Source organism: Microcosmobacter mediterraneus, from assembly GCF_031846265.1.
Classification (GTDB): Bacteria; Bacteroidota; Bacteroidia; order Flavobacteriales; family Flavobacteriaceae; genus Microcosmobacter; species Microcosmobacter mediterraneus.
This window is the reverse complement of record NZ_JAVRIA010000005.1, coordinates 123,941-144,545: the sequence shown is the minus strand read 5'-3', so window position 1 is coordinate 144,545 and position 20,605 is coordinate 123,941. Positions and strand designations below refer to the sequence as shown.

Below are 20,605 nucleotides of genomic sequence, written 5' to 3'. Positions count from 1 at the left end.
GATTACTACATTTATATAATTTAATTATTTTCAGATTTATAATAAATTGTTATATCTCTGCTAGGTTTGGGTTAAGCCATTTTTTTGCTTTTTCAATTGAGATTTCGCGACGTTTGCTATAATCTATCAATTGATCTTCTGTTATTTTTCCTAGCCCAAAATATTTAGCCTCTTCGTTACCAAAATAATACCCAGAAACACTTGCAGCTGGCAACATTGCAAGACTCTCAGTAAGTTTAACACCAATATTTTCTTCTACATCTAAAAGCTTCCAGATGGTTTGTTTTTCTAAATGATCTGGGCAAGCAGGATAACCTGGAGCAGGACGAATACCTTTATAGTTTTCTTTAATGAGCTCTTCATTAGATAATTCTTCATCATTAGCATAACTCCAATGTTTTGTTCTCACTTCTTTATGTAAATACTCTGCAAAAGCTTCAGCCAATCGATCGGCTAATGCTTTTATCATTATAGAATTATAGTCATCGTTATCAGCCTCAAATTGTTCAGCTAGTTCTTGTGTTCCAAAACCTGTAGAAACACAAAAAGCACCAATATAGTCCTCAATACCAGATGTTTTAGGTGCTATAAAATCGGAAAGTGCAAAATTTGGAACACCTTCTCGCTTTTTGAGCTGTTGACGTAGGGTTAGAAATTTAAAATGCTGTGCTTTAGCTTTAGGTGTTTCAGTGACCTCTCGACTGCGCTCGAGGAGACAGGTTTCATTAATTGTTACAACAATGTCGTCATCATTTACTGTATTGGCAGGAAACAAACCAAATACTGCTTTGGCTTTGAGTAATTTTTTATCAAAAACACGCTTCAGTAATTCCTGTGCATCCTTAAATAATTCTGTAGCCTGTTCACCAACAATATCATCATTTAAGATATTTGGAAATTTTCCGTGCAAATCCCAACTTCTAAAAAATGGTGACCAATCTATATAAGTCTCTAACTTAGTAATATCAAAATCATTTAAAATTTGGACACCAAGCTGTTTAGGTTTAATAATTTTACTTTTACTCCAATCTATTTGATACTTTTTATTTCTGGCTTCTTCAATAGAGATATATTCTTTACGCTTACCACGCGTAAGAAACTGCTCTCTAAACAGATTATACTCTGTTCTAATATCATCTTTGTAAACCTTATTATTGTCTTGGAGTAAATTACCAACAACCGTTACTGCTCTTGATGCATCATTGACATGAACTACTGTGTTTTGATATTTTGGTGCAATCTTAACAGCTGTATGCGCTCTAGAGGTTGTTGCTCCTCCAATGAGTAATGGAATATTCAAATTTTCTTTTTCCATTTCACTAGCCAAATACACCATCTCATCTAATGATGGTGTAATTAAACCACTTAACCCAATAACATCGACATTTTCTTTTTTTGCAGCTTCGATAATACGTTCTGGTGGCACCATAACTCCTAAATCTACGATTTCATAATTGTTACATCCTAAGACAACACTCACAATATTTTTACCAATATCGTGAACATCGCCTTTTACAGTAGCCATTAGTATTTTTCCAGCCGATTGTGCTTTACCATCTTTTTCTGCTTCAATAAAAGGTTGCAGGTGAGCTACAGCTTTTTTCATTACACGAGCTGATTTTACTACTTGTGGCAAAAACATTTTACCACTGCCAAACAAATCTCCAACAACATTCATCCCAGCCATTAAATGACCTTCTATTACTTGGATTGGTCTTTCTACAGATTGTCTAGCTTCTTCAACATCTTCAACAATAAAGGCATCTATTCCCTTAACTAAGCTATGTGTAATACGCTCTTGTAATGCCTTTGATCTCCATTCTAAAACTTTGGTTTCATTTTCCTTTTGATTTCCCTTAACCGACTCTGCAAAATCCAGTAAACGCTCAGTAGCATCATCTTTTCTATCTAGCAATACGTCTTCTACATGATCTAGTAAATCTTTAGGAATACTATCATAAACCTCTAACATAGCAGGATTAACAATCCCCATTGTCATCCCATGTTTAATAGCATGATACAAAAATGCGGAATGCATAGCCTCTCTCACTGTATTGTTACCTCTAAAAGAAAATGATACATTACTTACACCTCCCGAAACATGAGCATGTAGCAAATTGTCTTTTATCCATTTGGTAGCTTTAAAAAAGTCCAAAGCGTTCTGTCTATGTTCTTCCATTCCTGTTGCAACTGGAAAAATATTTGGATCGAATATGATGTCTTGAGGAGGGAAACCTATATTTTCAGTCAAAATCTTATAGGATCGTTCACAAATTTCAATGCGTCTTTCATAATTATCTGCTTGACCATCTTCGTCAAATGCCATAATAATTGTTGCTGCTCCATAACGTTTAATCAGCTTTGCTTGTCTAATAAACTCTTCTTCGCCTTCTTTTAATGAAATGGAATTGACTACCGCTTTTCCCTGCACAACCTGCAAACCTGCTTCAATGATTTCCCATTTGGAACTATCAATCATAATAGGAATACGAGCAATATCTGGCTCTGAAGCGATAAGATTTAAAAAATGAACCATGGCTTCTTTACCATCGAGCATTCCTTCATCCATATTTACATCTAGAATCTGAGCTCCTCCTTCTACTTGATGTCGCGCCACTTCTATAGCTTCATCAAATTTTTCTTCTTTAATAAGCCTCAAAAACTTTCTAGAACCTGTAACGTTTGTACGCTCTCCAACATTGATAAAATTACTTTGAGGAGTAATTACCAATGGCTCTAAACCAGATAATTTCAGTTGTTTAGTTGCCATAAGCTTCCTCTTGGATTTTTCGTGGTTGATATTTTGAGACTACTTCAGCTATTGCATTAATATGATCCGGACTTGTTCCACAGCAACCACCTATTATATTTATCAATCCATCTTGGAGGTAATCCTCGATTAAAGCTTGCATTTCTTTTGGAGACTGGTCGTACTCGCCAAAAGCATTAGGCAAACCAGCATTAGGATGCGCAGAGGTATAAAATTCTGTTTCTCTAGATAATCGTTTTAAATATGGCTTTAATTGCTCTGCACCTAAAGCACAATTAAACCCAACACTTAACAGCGGAATATGCGATATTGAAATTAGAAAGGCCTCTACTGTTTGACCTGACAATGTTCTTCCACTAGCATCTGTAATCGTCCCCGAAACCATAACAGGAATATCAATTTGTTGTTCTTCTTTAACCTCTTCAATAGCAAATAATGCTGCTTTAGCATTTAAGGTATCAAAAATAGTTTCTACTAATAGCACATCAACACCTCCAGAAATTAGAGCTTCCACTTGCTCTTTGTAGGCAATTCGTAATTCATCAAAAGTTATGGCTCTATATTCAGGTCTATTAACGTCTGGTGATAAACTTGCCGTTCTGTTCGTTGGCCCAATACTTCCTGCTACAAAACGAGGCTTTTCAGGATTTGACTTAGTGAATTCTTTAGCAACTTCTTTGGCTAATTTTGCAGATTCATAATTGAGCTCGTAAACTAAATCTTCCATGTTGTAGTCTGCCATTGCAATTGATGTCCCAGAAAACGTATTGGTTTCTACAATATCTGCTCCTGCTTCAAAATATTTTCGGTGCACCTCCTTTATAGCTTCTGGTTGCGTTAAGGATAATAAATCATTATTTCCTTTTAATGTCGTTGGATAATCCTTAAATCGTTGACCTCTATAATCCTCTTCGGAGAAATAATATTGCTGAAGCATAGTTCCCATTGCACCATCAAGCACGAGGATTCTTTTTTGTATTTCAGTATTGATATTTGGCATTCCTGATATTTTAATTCGTTGTTATCAGGAAAAGTGAAGACTTCTGTTTCCGTTATCTGTTCTGCAATTATACAGTAGAATGTAGCACCTTTCTTAAAAATTAAGAGGTTGCTAAGGCTTCAAAGGGTCTAATCCCTCAACCTTTCGTGATAACAATCAAAATGTGTTTGAACTTTAAAGAACAAAGATTGCAATAAATTAAATTAAATTCCAAATGTGATAGGTAATTTTTCTCTTGTGATAGAAATTCCATTTCTGTTTTGTCATTAGTTTTTAACTCTTTACATTTGCACTTGAAAAATTGAAGAGGAAGGATTTGACTGATTGCAACCTCGATAAAAAATGCTAAAGGCAGTGAAAACTTCCTGGTAGAATATTCGTCAAATCCATCCTAACTTAAAATAGTAATTATGCCATATTTATTTACATCAGAGAGTGTTTCAGAAGGACATCCTGATAAAGTTGCTGATCAAATTAGCGACGCACTTATTGATAATTTTTTAGCATTCGACCCTGAATCTAAAGTAGCTTGTGAAACCTTAGTTACTACTGGACAAGTTGTCTTAGCTGGTGAAGTAAAGTCGAATACGTATTTAGATGTACAAAAAATTGCTAGAGAGACTATCAACAAAATAGGTTACACTAAAAGCGATTATATGTTTGATGGTAACTCTTGTGGTGTGTTTTCTGCAATTCATGAGCAATCCGAAGACATTAATAGAGGTGTTGACAGAGCCACTAAAGAAGAGCAAGGTGCAGGAGACCAAGGTATGATGTTTGGGTATGCTACTAATGAAACAGATAATTACATGCCTTTGGCTTTAGACTTGTCACATTTAATTTTAAAGGAATTAGCTGATTTAAGACGCGAAAATAAAGACATTACCTATTTAAGACCAGATTCTAAAAGTCAGGTGACTATTGAGTATAGTGATGATAATGTACCTCAACGCATAGATGCTATTGTTGTCTCTACGCAACATGATGATTTTGGAAGCGACGAAGAGATGCTTGCTAAAATTAGAAATGATATTAAAACTATTTTAATACCTAGAGTAGTCGCACTAGTTCCAGAGCACATTGCAGCTTTATTTAATGACCAAATCACCTACCATATTAATCCAACAGGAAAGTTTGTAATTGGTGGACCTCATGGTGATACAGGATTAACAGGCCGTAAGATTATTGTTGATACTTACGGCGGAAAAGGAGCTCATGGTGGTGGAGCTTTCTCTGGAAAAGATCCTAGTAAAGTGGATAGAAGTGCAGCTTATGCAACAAGACATATTGCCAAAAACTTAGTTGCGGCTGGTGTATGTGATGAAGTTTTAGTACAAGTAAGTTATGCTATTGGTGTTGTAGAGCCAACCTCTATTTTTATAGATACTTATGGAACGTGCCCTTTTAATATGACTGATGGTGAAATTGCTGAAAAGGTTAAATCCATTTTTGACATGAGACCTTCTTCAATAGAGTCTCGATTAAAATTAAGACAACCAATGTATAGCGAGACTGCCGCTTACGGACATATGGGACGACCAAGTGAATCGGTTTCTAAAACTTTTGAACAACCCAATGGTGAAGCTAAAACTATGGATGTAGAGTTATTTACTTGGGAAAAATTGGACTATGTAGATAAAGTGAAAGCCGCTTTTAATTTATAAAAAAATGACACATATTAAAAAGCCAGCTCTTAAGCTGGCTTTTTGATTTTATTATATCTCATAACGCAACCTAAACGTTATATAACGTGGTTGAATAAATGTTTCTGAGCTAGATACTGAAAAGTTATTAGAGCCATTATTAATTCTAGATTTTGTGTTTAATAAATTTGTAGCTCTAATTTCATATTCAAACTTAGCGTCTCTATCTTTTCTGTAGGATAAAAATGCGTTCCAAAAATCAAAGGATTCTGTATCTCCTCCTTCTTGTCTTTGACTTGTATAGGAATAATCGGTTCTAAAAGTCAATGACTTCCAGATGTATGCATCAAATTGAATGGATGGAGCGCTTGTGTAAAACTTAGTTCTAGTTGCACCTTGATCATTATCTGCAATTGAAAAATTATAACGTAACCTTAAATTTGGTGCTTCTCTGTAATTTGTTCTTAATTCTGCTCTATATCCATGCGTATAGTTTTCGTTGACCGAACGTTGATTCTGTACAAACTGATTAAACTTGGAGTAATTAAAATTTGCTGATAATCTTGCTCTTATTTTTCCAAATGTTCGTTCAAATCTACCAAAAGCTGTTACAGTTTCATCAGCAAAAGGTGAATTAAATACAGAACTACTTCTAATTACACTTTCAAAATTAGTTAATGGTCTTATCTGATCTACTCTACTGTTATAGTTCACTGTGGCAACAACATTCGTATAATTAAATAAATTAAAACTAAAATAATTTAGACTTAAATTCTGTGATAAAGCATTTTCTAATTCTGGATTACCAACAAAAATATTATTGTAATTATTTAATACTATGCCTCGTGCTAAATTAGTAACATCAGTAAATTGGTTTTGCATATTGTATCTAAATACCAGTCTTTCACTTTTCTTTAATTGTAATCTTACATCTAAATCTGGTAAGACTCTAAAAAAGTTATCCTTATATTCTTCACCTAATTGCATATTTCTGTTACCATAAGCATGCATCGACACTGCTGGTGCTATAGTAAACTTACCTGTTTTAATGGTATATCTTGCACCTAAATAAATATCACTGAATCTGTAATCGGTATCGTTAGTTGCTATACCTCCATTATCTATTGGTGTTGGAGTAAATACAGAGTTATCGTCTAAGAATTGAAACAGTCCAGAATCAAAAGTTTGACGACTTAAAATGGTACCAAAATAAAAATTGATATTACTCTTTGTGTTTAATACATTCCAGTAATCTAGTTTAGCATCTAATTGATTAGATTTTACACGTCGTTCTTGGTTAACATTGTAAGCAAACTGATTTTGATCTAATCCTAATCCTGCAGCAGTATTGTCATAAGTGTCTCGTAACGAAGGATCTGGGTCATTATTATTGGTAGGATCATTATCTAAAACTGCATTATAAAACGGATCTTCATCTTGTAACAAATGTTGTGCAGATAACGCAAAAATATTGGATTCGTTTAAGGTGTAGTAATAATTTACATTCTGGTTAATACTGTAAGGTGTTGTTTCTTCAAATTGATCTGTATTACCGATTACTGTTGAAAATACATTTCTATCTTCATACTCCTTAGACATCCTTGATAAGATATCATAATCTAACTGATTATTAACATTGGGTTTATAGGTTGCACTTAATTTAAGCATTCCTAAATCACTGCTTTGACGTGTTCTTGAAGTGGTAGTCTCGTTTGGTATACCTAAGTTTGAGTCTGTATAGATTACATCACTCTGGCTTTGTAATAATGTTCTAGTACTATTAAAAATTGCAAAACCACTTAGGTCTAATGCCTTATTTGGTGAATAACTAAAGTTACCTGCTAAAAATTTAGTTTGCACATCTACAGCGTTGTTTGAGTTTGCAAAACCTAAGTTATTATTACCTAAATTAAGGTTTGTTCCACTACCTTGACTTGGTGCTCTAAACCCTCCATTGAACCTGAAGAAGTCTTGTCGTGTAAACACCACATCTCCAATATTATTAAGATCTCCTATTAGGTTTATACTATATTCTGGACTGTAATAAAATAATTTAGGTTGAAATATATAGAGTTCATTATCTGTTGAAGCACCTCCACCTGCTGTGACATTTCCAAACCAAAAGTTCTTTTTACCCTCTTTTAGCTTAATATTTATGGCAATATTATCCATGTTATTAGTAACTCCTCTTGTTTGAGCAACTTCAGAATAATTTTTTAGAATTTCTACCTTATCAACAGCATTTGAAGGGATATTTTTAGTTGCAGTTTTGGTATCACCATCAAAAAAATCTTTTCCATCAACCATAACTTTACCAACTCGTTGACCTTCTACTTCTATCTCACCATCATCATTAACTTCTACTCCAGGTAACTTTTCCAAAACATCTTCTAATTTCCGTTCAGTTCCGTTTTTAAATGAATCTGCATTATATACAATAGTATCACCTTTAATAGTTACAGGCATTTCATAGGTAAGCTCCACGGCATCTAATGCATTATCCACAACCATAGTAACATCTTTAAGGATATTGTCTTCTTTAGTTTCAAGAACTTCCTCTATCGTTTTCATACCTAAATAACTAATTTTTAAATCGTATTTAGTATTCTTACTCAAGTTTAAAATATATTTACCTTTATCGTTGGTAACACCAAAAGATTCCAAGACTTTAGTCTCTTGATTTATTGCAATAACATTGGCAAGCTCTAGCGCTACTCCTGTACTGTCTTTTACTACACCTTGCACTTTTATTTGAGAAAATCCATACGTACACGTCAGTAATAGGATGATTAGTAATTTATATTTCATGGTTGATTTTTAAGTTGATTATTGTCAATACAATTTCAAGCATACAGGTATATGCTAATTAATTTTGATTACTTTATTTAAATGATAGGTATTAATTTCTTCGAGATCCTCCTCTGCCTCGACCTCGATACATAGAGCGCATCTCTTCCATTTTCTTAGTAATGATTTCAGCGTACTCTTTCTTAGTAACTTCTTCACCTTTATCTGGTGCTTCTATCTCTTCTTTCTCATCAGGATTCATAACAATTTTAGAGCATAGTATTGTTGTTCTGTCAGCATTGACCTCTAAAATTAATCCTGGAAGTCCCCAAAAATCAGCAGGACCTTGGTTGATTGGAATCTCTGGTGTATACCAAGCAACAACTTCAATTGTCTTTGGCACTTCTATTTCATCCATGATACCAGCTTCTTTATCCTCTGAAGCTTTATCTGTTGAATCTTTTTTCTTATCCTTACCTCTATCTCTACGTCTCATACTACGCCAATCAAACTCATCGACAGTTTTAGTTGCTGTAGCCTTGTAACATGTATATTTACCAATCTGCTTCGTTTCAGAACCCATTTTCCATTCTAATGTTTTCAGTTCTTCCTTAATTAAAAACTGCTTACCAAAAAACTCTTGATCTTGAAGAAATTGTTTGTCTTTAACATTTTTGTATTGAGGTCCAGCGCTAAAGCTATTTCCCATCATAGAACCCCAACCTCCACCTGATCCTGGAGCACCAAGGCGTTCTTCTTCTTTGTAAATAGACTCTGTTTTGCTAAACGTTAAAACATAAGTCTTCTCTAGGAAACTTTTCATTCTGTCTGCAATCTGTTTTTTCTGTTGCTCGCTTAGTTGACGGCCTCCGCCCCAACCATCCATATCCATGGTTGTTTTAGTTTGGTAAAATGCAACGCCTTGAAAATCTTGAGCAAAAATCGAAGTGCTAAAAGTTAAAATTAGTAAATGTGATAGAATGTAAAAGGATAATTTTTTCATGATATTAAGTTCTAATTAAATCTTTATGTCATTGATTTTTATAAAAATCAATGATTGGTTTAAAGTTAGACTAAAAGAATTAATAAAAGTTAGTTTTCATCTAGTTAAAGTATTGTTAAAGAAATTATCGTCTACGTCTTCCTCTGTTATCTCTAAATTCTTGCATCTTTTTAGCTATAGTATTTTGATACGCTATCTTAGTAATTTCTTCACCTTTATTTGGTGCTTCTATCTCTGTTCTCTCCTCAGGATTCATGATGATTTTAGAACACAACATAGTTGTATTTCCTGCGCTAACTTCTAAAATTAATCCAGGAAGTCCCCAATATTCTGAAGGTCCATGACCAACAGGAATTTGTAGCGTATACCATGCCTCAACCTCAGTCATTTTTACTTCTTGTTGCTCACCACTTTGCTCTACATTTTCAGCAGTCCTTAATTTATCCCAAGAGAATGAATACCATGTAAGCTCATTACTAGGAACCTTTGCTGTTGCTTTAAAACAGGTATAGTTTCCTATTTGCTTGGTTTCAGAACCCATTTCCCAAGTTATCTCCTGCAACTTATCCTTTACCAAAAAACGTTTACCATAAAATTCTTGGCTTTGAATTTGAGTGTTCGATTTTACATTTTTATAAGACTTACCTGCTGTAAAATTCTTTCCCCAAGAATCAGTTGCTCCAGATATTGCATCTAATTGCTCTTCTTCATAAAACATAGATTCTTCCTTATTAAAGGTTAATATGTAGGTTTTCTCTAATCTTCCCTTCATACGATCCATGATTTGTTTTTTCTGTGCTTCACTGAATCTCGCTCCCCATCGTCCTAAATCCATTGTTGATTTTGAAAAATAATAGGCTACACCCTGAAAATCTTGAGGTGTATTGTTTAAGTTTTCAGTTTTAGGTATTAATAGGGCAAAGACTAAGATGCTTATTTTTAATAGAATAGATTTCATGATATTACAGCTAAATATATATTTTGTTTAACAAATATAATTTATTATTAAACAAACTTATTTTGTTTACCATAATCTTAACAAAAAAATCTATTCAGAATAACTAAAATTAGCCTCCAATACGTATTTCTATACTCTGTCCATCACTATCGCCTCGTCTCGGTCTGTAGCGTTCCTCCATTTCTTTCATCTTTTTCTCCATCACTTTATCGTAAGCTTCTTGTGTTATTTCCTTGCCTTTTGTAGGCTCAGTTATTTTCACTTTATCTATGGGATTCATTACTATTCTACTACAAATAACGGTTTCAGAACCATCATTAACTTCTAATATTAAACCTGGTAATCCATGATAATTTCCAGGTCCATTATTTACTGGTATTTGGGGCGTATACCAGGCTGTAGTTATACGCGTTTCCATTTTTGGCTCACGCTCTTCTTCATCTTCATTATCGCCATTAATACTTATACTACTTTCTATAACCTCAACTTCCCCGCTAAATGTAGCTTTGTAGCAAGTGTATTCTCCAATATTTTTGGTTTCACTACTTAACTTCCAGTCGTATGTTGTTAATGAATCTTTAATTAAAAAGAGTTTGCTAAACGATTCATTTTGATTGGTAAATCTTTTGTCTTTTGTGTTCTTATACAAGAGGTCAGATCCTCCTGTGTTAATCATTACCATCTGCATGCCTGCAGGTTGTGGTGCTGATAATTTCTCTTCTTCTTTGTAGATAGATTCTTCTTTATTAAACGTGAGTTTGTATGTTTTTTCAAACTGTTTTTTCATCATTTCAACCATTTGGTTGTGCATTTCTGAATTAACCTGAGTACTATCTAACTTAATATCGATTTTTCGCTTGCTTTTGTAGGTTGCTACACCCTGAAAATCTTGCGCATTAACACTTGCTATTATTAAAATAAGAGCACTTACTAAAATTCTTTTCATTTTAAATAAAATTTAATTTTTAATATAATAGTTTTTTGCTGATTGAATAATTTTCTCAACACTTTTAATAAACTTTTCTTGTTCGTCTGAATTGCCAGAAACTTTATATGACATGTAAGATTTTACACCATTACTCATTAACTCACCATTACAAATGATTTTAAAACTTAACGTTTCATTAGTTCCTATATCCTTGAGTAAAGATTTTAAGTCTTCCATCTGAAATGTTTCATTAATTTCTTCTAGAGAATCTACTGTTACTGATAAACTTACACTCTCATAAGTTACGCTATTCTTATCGATTTTGCCTTCAATATTTTGGGCTTGTAAAACTCCAATACATAAAAAGTAAAACATTGCAATTTTAAATACATTTCTCATTTTCTTTGGTTTTAAATTAGATGACAAATATCTAAAGTCTAATTAAAGATTATGGTTAATGAGTGTTAACTAGTGTTAACCGATTCGTTTAAATCGCTTTTAACATTTACTTTTGAGTCATGAACGATAAACGCTATCATTGGATTCTATATACTATCGTTGCAGTTATCATTGCAACAATTGGTATACAGGTGTATTGGAATTATAAAAATTATCAGACTAACAAGCAGCAGCTTATTAATGATGTACAAACAAGTTTAGATAAAGCTGTAGATGATTACTATACCAACTTAGCCGAAAAGACAACACTTGGTTTGTCTCTATCTGGATCTCGCCAAAAAAACTTATTGAGTAAAGGAGGATTATTAGATCAGTTAACTGCTCAAATTGATGAATCTAATCAGATTATCTCAGACATAGAATTACATCCAGATTCTTTAGAAGGTATTACTATACTCAGAGGTTTTAAAGCAGACTCCATGATGAAACAACAACAAAAGGATTCAAAATCAATGCATTTAGATTCATTCTCTGCTGAAATTAAATCCTTTAAAGCTGAAAATGACAGCATCAACCTTACGGAATTTGAATTTCTTACATCCAAAGTGATGATTTCAATTAGCAACGACTCTATTAATATTAAAGAGGTAGATAGCCTTGTAAATAGTGAACTTCTAAGAAAAAATATTGATGTAGACTTCAGTATTCACTATTTAAACACAAATGACTCCTTAAATAAAGTTAAAGCTCTTAAAAGTTTTATAACTAGTAAAGGTATAGATGATGGGAAAGTACTTTTAACTACTTTTTCAAAATCCTCTTTACTTCCTCAAAATTGTCAGTTAGGCATCACATTTACCAATCAAACAAGACTTGTTCTTAAACGCATTTTGAGCGGAATTCTTCTCTCTACACTTTTGGTGTTAGCTGTAATTAGCTGTTTATTTTACTTATTAAAAATCATTAAACACCAGAAACAGCTTGCAGAAGTAAAAAATGATCTTATCAGTAATATTACACATGAGTTTAAAACACCAATCGCTACCATTGGTGTTGCCTTAGAAAGTATTAAAGACTTTAATGTTATAGAAGACAAAGAAAAAACAAAAACTTATTTAGACATGTCTAATCAACAATTAGGTAAACTAAATACTATGGTTGAAAAACTTTTAGAAACAGCAACTTTAGATAGCGAAAGTTTAGAACTCTCTAAAGAGCCTATCAATATAAATGACTTGGTGAATTCTGTAGTTAAAAAATTTCAGCTTCAAGACAACTCTAAACAACTGACTTTTAATAGTAATAATGAACATACTATTATAAATGTAGATGCTTTTCATCTAGAAAACGCTATAAATAATATTGTGGATAATGCCATTAAATATGGAGGTAATCTTATTGATGTTTCAGTTTTTGAGAAAAACAAGAGGATTACAATTGAAATTTCCGATAACGGAAACACCCTAACCAACTCAAATAAAGACAAGATATTTCAGAAGTTTTATCGTGTACCAAAAGGAAATACTCATGATGTTAAAGGCTTTGGTATTGGATTATATTACACCAAAAAAATCATTGATAAACACAACGGAACAATTACTTTACATTTAAGTAACTCTAAAACATGTTTTAAAATTTCGCTACCTAATGCCTGAATTAACAACCATACTATTAGCTGAAGACGAACCAGCACTTGGTCAAATAATCAAGGAAAGTTTAGAAACCAGAAAGTTTAAGGTATTACTCTGCGATAATGGCGAAAAAGCCTATGAAACCTACAAAGCAGAACAACCAAAACTCCTTGTATTGGATGTAATGATGCCAAAAAAGGATGGCTTTACCTTAGCCAAAGAGATACGTGTACTAGACGATACCATTCCCATTATTTTCTTAACAGCTAAGTCGCAAACGCAAGATGTTGTTGAAGGCTTCACTATTGGCGGAAACGATTATCTTAAAAAACCTTTTAGTATTGAAGAACTTATTGTTAGAATCAATAATCTGCTTAAACGCACCAAAACTCAACAAAAAGCAGAACTTATCACTCTTGGCGCATTTACTTTTGATTTCCCTAAACAAGTGCTACAATTTAAAGATAACCAACCTCAGCAATTAACTCACAGAGAAGCGCATCTTTTGTTTCATCTTATAAAAAATAAAAATCAGGTTTTAGATCGCTCTTTAATACTCAATAAACTTTGGGGAAATGACGATTTCTTTTCTGCGAGAAGCATGGATGTTTTTATATCTAAACTCAGAAAAAAACTAAGTGCTGACACTAATATTCAGATTATTAATGTAAGAGGTTTTGGGTATAAGCTTGTTTGTTAAATCATAAACAACAAAAGGTATTAGGTCTTCGTTTACCTTATAACTACTTCAAATTTTGTATTTTTCTAATCTCTTATGAAACCCATTTTTATTTTTTTATGTGTTATCAGTTCTTTTGCCTATGCTCAAGAAACTATTAGCACTATAAAAATAGATTCTAATCCTTTCAAAGCCAAAAGTATAGCATCTATAGATAATTTTGGCACCATATATTACTCAAGGAAAGATAACTGGTACATAAAAAAAACAATAGACACTACCTTAACCTATAGTAATATTCAACTAGGAGCTATCTCAACATCAGATGCTTTTAATCCTTTAAAAATAAACTTATTCTATAAAGATTTTAATACCATTGTAATCTTAGATAATAGGCTTGCTGAAATTTTCAAGGTAGATTTTAATCTTATTCAGGATTACAAGAATGTAACCTTTGTATCGACTGGTTTTGATAATTCCGTTTGGGTTTTTAATCAAGATCTACAACAATTAGAACTCTTCAATTATAAAACGTTAACCACCAAAATAAAAACCATACCTATACAAGATGACGTACTAGATTTAAAAAGTGATTATAACTCTGCTTGGTTACTTACAACTAAATATCTTTACGTTTATAATTATTTTGGGAGTTTAATTGCTAAAATTGAAAATTCTGGTTTTGAATCTATAGCCTTAGACCATGGAAATTTAGTCTTAAAAAAAGAGAAATCTTTATATTTTCTTGAAAAAAACAAGACAATTCCCAAACTCATTTACAGCTCCGAATTGTTAATAAATCAGTTTTTGCTAACCAATGAAAGCTTGTATATTTACGACGGTGAAATGCTTCATCATTTCCAACTAAAAACCGACTAATATTATGCATATTGCTGTAGCAGGAAACATTGGCGCAGGAAAGACTACACTAACTAAACTTTTAGCTAAACATTATAAGTGGGAAGCACAACTAGAAGATGTTGTAGACAATCCTTATTTAGATGATTTTTATAATCAGATGGAGCGTTGGAGTTTTAATTTACAAGTCTATTTTTTAAATAGTCGTTTTAGACAAGTAGCTCAAATAAGGGAAAGTGGTAAGGATATAATCCAGGACAGAACTATATATGAAGATGCGCATATTTTTGCACCAAATCTCCATGCTATGGGATTAATGACCAACAGAGATTTTGAAAATTACTCCTCTTTATTTCAGCTTATGGAATCCTTTGTTAAAGGACCAGATTTACTTATTTATTTACGCAGTTCTATTTCTAATTTAGTTGCTCAAATCCATAAACGTGGCCGTGATTATGAAAACACAATCAGTATTGATTATTTAAGTCGTTTAAATGAACGTTATGAAGCTTGGATTTCTACTTATGAAAAAGGTAACCTATTAATTATTGATGTAGATAATTTAGATTTTGTTGCCAATCCAGAAGACCTAGGAAGCATTATCAATAAAATTGATGCCGAGATTAATGGCTTATTTTAAACTAAAATACTTCCTATTAATCACTGTAGCTTCAATCTTTTTTAGCTGTGGTAAAGCTTGCCAAACTGACACAGATAAAAGTGCCATTTTAGACGTAATGCATTTACAAGAAATAGCATGGAATAAACATGATCTCGAAGGTTTTATGCAAGGTTACTGGAAAAGTGATTCTTTAAAATTTTATGGAAAATCCGGACTAACTAAAGGCTGGCAAAACACCTTAGATAATTATAAGAAAGGTTATCCTACATCTGCTGAAAGCGGCACTTTAAAATTTACAATCGATGATATTTCTCCTGTAGATTGTAACAGTTATTGGGTTATGGGACAATACCATTTAATAAGAACCGTTGGCGATGCTAATGGTAATTTTCTCATCATTTTTAAAAAGATAGATGGTGCTTGGAAGATTGTTGCAGATATGTCGTCTTAAAAGTTCTGTGTAATTATTTTATTCATTTTTCGTCAAAAGGTTGTAGATTTAGAAACCAACTAACAACAACCTTATGGCTAATAAAATTGAAATCGCTAAAATTTCAAATCTCCAAGAAAAAGAACCAGCTTACGCTTTAGTTAAAAACACTGATCTTGTAATTATAAAACACGAAAAAGGCATTTCTGTACTTTACGGAAGGTGCCATCATCGTGGTGCATTACTATCAGATGGTCATATAGACGGACAGAACCTAATCTGTGGTGTTCATGGCTGGGATTATCGCTACGATACTGGAATCAGTGAATACAATAACGATGAGCAACTTCATAAATTTCAGGAATATATTGAAAATGATTCCCTATTAATTGATGAAGATGAAATCATTGAATTTGAAACTAAGCATCCGCAACCCTTTGATCGCGATTCTTATTTAGGCACCTATGCAGACACACATCCCGAAGACACTGAACCATACACTGGTTATATAAAAGAATTGGCCAAAAATGGGCTGAAAAATATTGGTCATCATGGGTTTTCAGCATCCATGGGCGTGGATAGAAATACATTACCCAAATGGAATGATATTCAATTTTTACCAGCGCAATTGGCAACGCGACCATTATTAGATGATGAAGACGTTTCAACTAAAGTGGTCATTGGTCCTAATGCAAAAAAACCTTTAGAATTAGACATACCACTATTTGTAAGTGATATGAGTTTTGGTGCATTGTCAAGAGAAGCTAAAATTGCGCTAAGCAAAGGTGCAGAACTAGCAGGAACAGGAATTTGTTCTGGAGAAGGTGGTATGTTACCTGAAGAACAATCTAATAACTCAAAATATTTTTATGAATTAGCTTCTGCTCAATTTGGGTTTTCTTGGGATAAATTAGATAAAGTACAAGCCTTTCATTTTAAAGGCGGACAAGGTGCAAAAACAGGAACTGGTGGTCACTTACCAGGCAACAAAGTAAGTAAAGAGATTGCAGAGGTAAGAGGTTTAAAAGAAGGTGAGACTGCAATTTCTCCTGCGGCTAATCCTAACTTTCATACGGTTAAAGATTTTAAAGATTTCTCTGAAAAAGTAAGAGAACGCACTGGAGGAATCCCTATTGGTTTTAAAATCGCAGCAAGTCATATAGAAAAAGACATTCAGTTTGCATTAGATGTTGGTGTCGATTATATAATACTCGATGGTCGTGGTGGTGGAACTGGTTCTGCACCAACTATATTAAGAGATCATATTAATGTTCCTACAATTCCTGCATTAGCTAGAGCTAGAAAATATATGGATAAAGTTGGTGCTACAGATGTTACTTTAGTCATCACAGGAGGATTGCGTGTTGCTGAAGATTTTGCTAAAGCTATGATGCTTGGTGCAGATGCTATTGCAGTGTCAAATTCGGCCTTACAAGCTATTGGATGTTTAGGTATGCGTGCTTGCGGAACCAATAACTGTCCTGTAGGTATTGCCACTCAAAAAGAATCACTTAGAAGTCGACTAATCATACAATCCTCAGCGAAACAACTGTACAACTATTTTGATGCCACCAATAACCTAATTAGAGTTGTAGCAAGAGCTTGTGGTTACGATAACATTTCAAAATTTAATCCGAATGACCTGTCAACATTCGATTATGAGATGCATAAATTGACAGGAATTAATTTTGCAGGCATCAATTCTTAAGATATGTTCGAGTTATTTGTTGGCATAATTGCTTTATCTGCATTTCTAAGTTACTTAAATGCTAAATTTTTAAAACTACCTGAAACTATAGGTGTTATGATATTGTCTATCATAGTATCCTTATTGTTTGCTGCGAGCTATTTTATTGATAATACTTATTTTCATGAAGTAACAGCTTTTGCAAGGTCTATTGATTTTAAAACCATTTTATTCGATTTTTTACTTGGTGTATTACTCTTTGCTGGAGCGATTCATGTTAATCTTAAAGGCCTTTTAAAAGAAAAATCTCCGGTTTTAATTTATGCGACTTTTGGCGTAATTGCATCTACATTTATTATCGGCACACTATTTTACTTTTTAGCAAAAATTATAGGCTTAGAAATTAGCTACCTCTACAGTTTAGTGTTTGGCGCTTTAATATCACCTACTGATCCAGTAGCAGTTTTAGCGTTACTTAAAAAGGCTGGAGCACCTAAACATATGGAAATAAAAATCATAGGTGAGTCATTGTTTAATGATGGTGTTGGGATTGTAGTATTTCTATCTATTTTGTCATTAGCAACCATGATGCATGAATTTGATATTACGCATATCGCTTCAGAATTTGGCAAGGAAGCTGGCGGAGGATTATTGCTAGGCTTCATTTTTGGACAAATTGGTAAACGTTGCATACAAAGTGTCAACAAAGAACCTGTGATTGCGGTTCATATTTCTTTAGCCATTGTTTTAGGTGGCTATGTGTTGTCCAATTGGCTTCATATTTCTGGTGCAATTGCTATGGTTATTGCAGGACTCATTATTGGACATGGTTTACACAACGAAAGTGTTTCAGAAAACTTAAGGAACCATATGAACATTTTCTGGAAGGTCTTAGACGAAGTTTTTAATGCCGTGTTATTTGTTCTTATTGGTATTGTGATGATTACTTTAGACTTTAATATCTATCATTTAGTTCTAGGAATATTATCAATTTTTGGAGTACTCTTTTCAAGATATATAACTGTGTTAATGTCCAATCTGTTTCTTAAAAAATCTAATAGAGCTACTAAAAAAGAATCCGTAATATTAACTTGGGCAGGATTGCGTGGCGGCATTTCTATTGCACTTGCATTATCACTACCTGAAGGTGAAATTAAAGACATCATAGTCTATGCAACCTATGTTGTCGTGGTATTCTCAATCATTGCTCAAGGCTTAACTGTTGAAAGGCTCATAAATAAATTATTAAAATAATACTCATGGAGAAAAAAATAATTTGGCATAAAGTATTAAGTAATAAAAAAGAGCTTCCTGAAGGTCGAGTAAAAACAGTTACAGCAGATCATAAAGGCATTTGTTTAACACATTACAAAGGCAAGTTTTCAGCACTAGATAATCGTTGTCCACACCAAGGTGGACCATTAGGAGAAGGTTCAATAGAAAATGGATTATTACGTTGTCCTTGGCATGGTTGGGATTTCGACCCTTGTTCAGGCAAACCTCCCGGTAGCTTTGATGATGGTATTGACACCTTTCCAGTAAAAGAAGAAGGTGATTCTATTTATGTTGGATTAGAAGAAGAAGCACCTCATAAAACTACTGTTTCTGATATTATGGTAGAAACTATGGTAAATTGGGGCGTTACTAAAGTCTTTGGAATGGTTGGACATTCTAATCTTGGTTTTGCAGATGCCATGCGAAGACAAGAAGAAAAAGGGAACCTAAATTTCTATGGTATTCGACATGAAGGTGCTGCTGCATTTGCAGCTTCTGCTTATGGAAAATTAACAGGAAAACCTGCAGCATGTTTTTCTATAGCTGGCCCAGGAGCTACCAATATGTATACTGGACTTTGGGATGCAAAAGTTGATAGAGCTCCAATATTGGCATTAACAGGTCAGGTAAAAACACAAGTAGTGGGTACAGGAAATTTTCAAGAAGTAGATTTAGTTCAAGGTTTTAATTCTGTTGCTGAATTTAACCAACGTGTTCAGCGTGATAGCCGTCATGCAGAGCTTATGTCATTGGCTATAAAACATGCGATTTTAAAACGTGATGTTTCGCATTTGACTTTCCCTGATGAAGTTCAGGAACAACCTGCTAAACCCAACTCAAAAGCACAAACACCAGAAAAGCGCATCACTTCTTTAGAGATTGCACCACCAATAGAGGCAGTTAACGACGCTGTTAAACTCATTAAAAATTCAAAACGTCCTGTTATCATAATGGGTCATGGCGCAAGAGCGCATAAAGAAGCTGTGGTGAAATTTGCCGAAAGTTTAAATGCTGCAGTTGTAACGACGTTTAAAGGAAAAGGGCTCATTGCTGATAATCACCCATTAGGTGGTGGCGTTTTAGGACGAAGTGGAACACCAATAGCCTCATGGTTTATGAACGAAAGTGATTTGCTTATTGTATTTGGAGCTTCCTTTTCGAATCACACAGGAATTACACCAAAAAAACCAATCATACAAGTTGATTTTGATCCGTTAGCTTTGAGTAAGTTCCATAAGGTAGATGTTGCTGTTTTTGGTGAAATATCACGTACAATAGCTATTCTTAACACTGAACTAAATGGTGAAATAAACACAATTAATCAAACTGAAGAAATAGCGGAACGTTGGAAAATTTGGAAAACTGAAAAAGCAAAACGTCTCTTAGAAACTTCTGATAAAGGCATTAGCTCTATAGCTGTATTCGAAACTATGAATAAGCTCACACCAGACAATGCTGTAATGTGTGTAGATGTTGGTAATAATGCCTATTCATTTGGGCGTTATTTTGAACCAGCAAATCAAGATTTTTTAATGTCAGGTTATTTGGGCTCTATTGGCTTTGCTTTACCAGCAGCTATTGGCGCTTGGACAGCAGTTGGTGATTCTCGACCAGTTGTTGCTGTTGCTGGCGATGGAGGTTTATGCCAATATTTAGCTGAGATAACAACATTAGTGAAATACAATATGAATGCAAAACTCATAGTAATTAATAATCATGAGTTAGGGAAGATATCTAAAGAACAACGTGCTGGTGAATTTGATGTCTGGAAAACATCACTATCCAATCCTAATTTTGCAGATTTTGCACAATCATGTGGTGCTTGGGGAAAGCGTGTTGAAGATCAGAATCAATTAGAAAGTGTTATGAAAGATATGTTTAATCAATCTGGCCCAGCAGTTTTAGAAATAATGGCCGATGTAAACTTGATTTAAT

At 33.6% G+C, this 20,605-nt stretch carries 16 protein-coding genes and 1 riboswitch; of the genes, 9 read left to right on the top strand and 7 right to left on the bottom strand.

Annotation, left to right across the window (positions count from 1 at the left end; genetic code table 11):
• Positions 1–49: 49 nt before the first annotated feature.
• Both metH and RM697_RS10165 read right to left on the bottom strand, forming a co-directional pair.
• A complete protein-coding gene (gene metH, locus RM697_RS10170; protein WP_311427780.1) occupies positions 50–2,770 on the bottom strand; it encodes a methionine synthase in 2,721 nt (906 codons plus the stop codon).
• Positions 2,760–3,770 (bottom strand): homocysteine S-methyltransferase family protein, encoded by a 1,011-nt coding sequence (locus RM697_RS10165; RefSeq protein WP_311427779.1) that lies wholly within the window; start codon positions 3,768–3,770, stop codon positions 2,760–2,762. Before RM697_RS10165 ends, metH begins: the two co-directional genes overlap by 11 nt.
• 49 nt (positions 3,771–3,819) lie before the next feature.
• Positions 3,820–3,926: riboswitch (SAM riboswitch) on the bottom strand.
• 254 nt (positions 3,927–4,180) lie between these two features.
• On the opposite strand from RM697_RS10165, the gene metK reads away from it, so the two are divergent.
• Positions 4,181–5,434 carry a methionine adenosyltransferase gene (gene metK / locus RM697_RS10160; RefSeq protein ID WP_311427778.1) on the top strand — a complete coding sequence of 418 codons (1,254 nt, stop codon included), beginning with the start codon at positions 4,181–4,183 and terminating at the stop codon, positions 5,432–5,434.
• Positions 5,435–5,485: 51 nt separating this feature from the next.
• Here metK and RM697_RS10155 read toward each other — a convergent pair whose 3' ends face one another.
• From RM697_RS10155 to RM697_RS10135, 5 genes are all read right to left on the bottom strand, one after another.
• Positions 5,486–8,221, bottom strand: a complete 2,736-nt coding sequence (locus RM697_RS10155; RefSeq protein ID WP_311427777.1) for a carboxypeptidase regulatory-like domain-containing protein — start codon at positions 8,219–8,221, stop codon at positions 5,486–5,488.
• Positions 8,222–8,312: 91 nt separating this feature from the next.
• The gene (locus RM697_RS10150; protein ID WP_311427776.1) at positions 8,313–9,203 is read right to left on the bottom strand and encodes a GLPGLI family protein; all 891 of its coding nucleotides are present in this window, start codon (positions 9,201–9,203) and stop codon (positions 8,313–8,315) included.
• 124 nt (positions 9,204–9,327) lie between these two features.
• The gene (locus RM697_RS10145; protein WP_311427775.1) at positions 9,328–10,161 is read right to left on the bottom strand and encodes a GLPGLI family protein; all 834 of its coding nucleotides are present in this window, start codon (positions 10,159–10,161) and stop codon (positions 9,328–9,330) included.
• Positions 10,162–10,270: 109 nt separating this feature from the next.
• Positions 10,271–11,107: a GLPGLI family protein gene (locus tag RM697_RS10140; protein ID WP_311427774.1), complete on the bottom strand. Its 837-nt coding sequence runs from the start codon at positions 11,105–11,107 to the stop codon at positions 10,271–10,273.
• A 12-nt stretch (positions 11,108–11,119) separates the two neighbouring features.
• Positions 11,120–11,488, bottom strand: a complete 369-nt coding sequence (locus RM697_RS10135; RefSeq protein WP_311427773.1) for a hypothetical protein — start codon at positions 11,486–11,488, stop codon at positions 11,120–11,122.
• Positions 11,489–11,607: 119 nt separating this feature from the next.
• Between RM697_RS10135 and RM697_RS10130 the strand changes: the two genes are divergently transcribed.
• The 8 genes from RM697_RS10130 (at position 11,608) to RM697_RS10095 (ending at position 20,604) form a co-directional block, all read left to right on the top strand.
• Complete coding sequence (locus tag RM697_RS10130) at positions 11,608–13,143, top strand: sensor histidine kinase (RefSeq protein ID WP_311427772.1); 1,536 nt, start codon at positions 11,608–11,610, stop codon at positions 13,141–13,143.
• Entirely contained in the window at positions 13,136–13,819 is a 684-nt protein-coding gene (locus RM697_RS10125) for a response regulator transcription factor (RefSeq protein ID WP_311427771.1), read from the top strand. The genes RM697_RS10130 and RM697_RS10125 overlap by 8 nt, the downstream gene beginning before the upstream one ends.
• A gap of 75 nt (positions 13,820–13,894) precedes the next feature.
• A complete protein-coding gene (locus RM697_RS10120; RefSeq protein ID WP_311427770.1) occupies positions 13,895–14,677 on the top strand; it encodes a hypothetical protein in 783 nt (260 codons plus the stop codon).
• Positions 14,678–14,681: 4 nt separating this feature from the next.
• Positions 14,682–15,296 (top strand): deoxynucleoside kinase, encoded by a 615-nt coding sequence (locus RM697_RS10115; protein WP_311427769.1) that lies wholly within the window; start codon positions 14,682–14,684, stop codon positions 15,294–15,296.
• Positions 15,283–15,729 carry a YybH family protein gene (locus RM697_RS10110; protein ID WP_311427768.1) on the top strand — a complete coding sequence of 149 codons (447 nt, stop codon included), beginning with the start codon at positions 15,283–15,285 and terminating at the stop codon, positions 15,727–15,729. The genes RM697_RS10115 and RM697_RS10110 overlap by 14 nt, the downstream gene beginning before the upstream one ends.
• Positions 15,730–15,802: 73 nt before the next feature.
• Entirely contained in the window at positions 15,803–17,416 is a 1,614-nt protein-coding gene (locus RM697_RS10105) for a glutamate synthase-related protein (RefSeq protein WP_311427767.1), read from the top strand.
• Positions 17,417–17,419: 3 nt separating this feature from the next.
• Positions 17,420–18,649 carry a cation:proton antiporter gene (locus tag RM697_RS10100; protein ID WP_311427766.1) on the top strand — a complete coding sequence of 410 codons (1,230 nt, stop codon included), beginning with the start codon at positions 17,420–17,422 and terminating at the stop codon, positions 18,647–18,649.
• A 5-nt stretch (positions 18,650–18,654) separates the two neighbouring features.
• Positions 18,655–20,604 (top strand): thiamine pyrophosphate-binding protein, encoded by a 1,950-nt coding sequence (locus tag RM697_RS10095; RefSeq protein ID WP_311427765.1) that lies wholly within the window; start codon positions 18,655–18,657, stop codon positions 20,602–20,604.
• The last annotated feature ends 1 nt before the right edge of the window (position 20,605 follow it).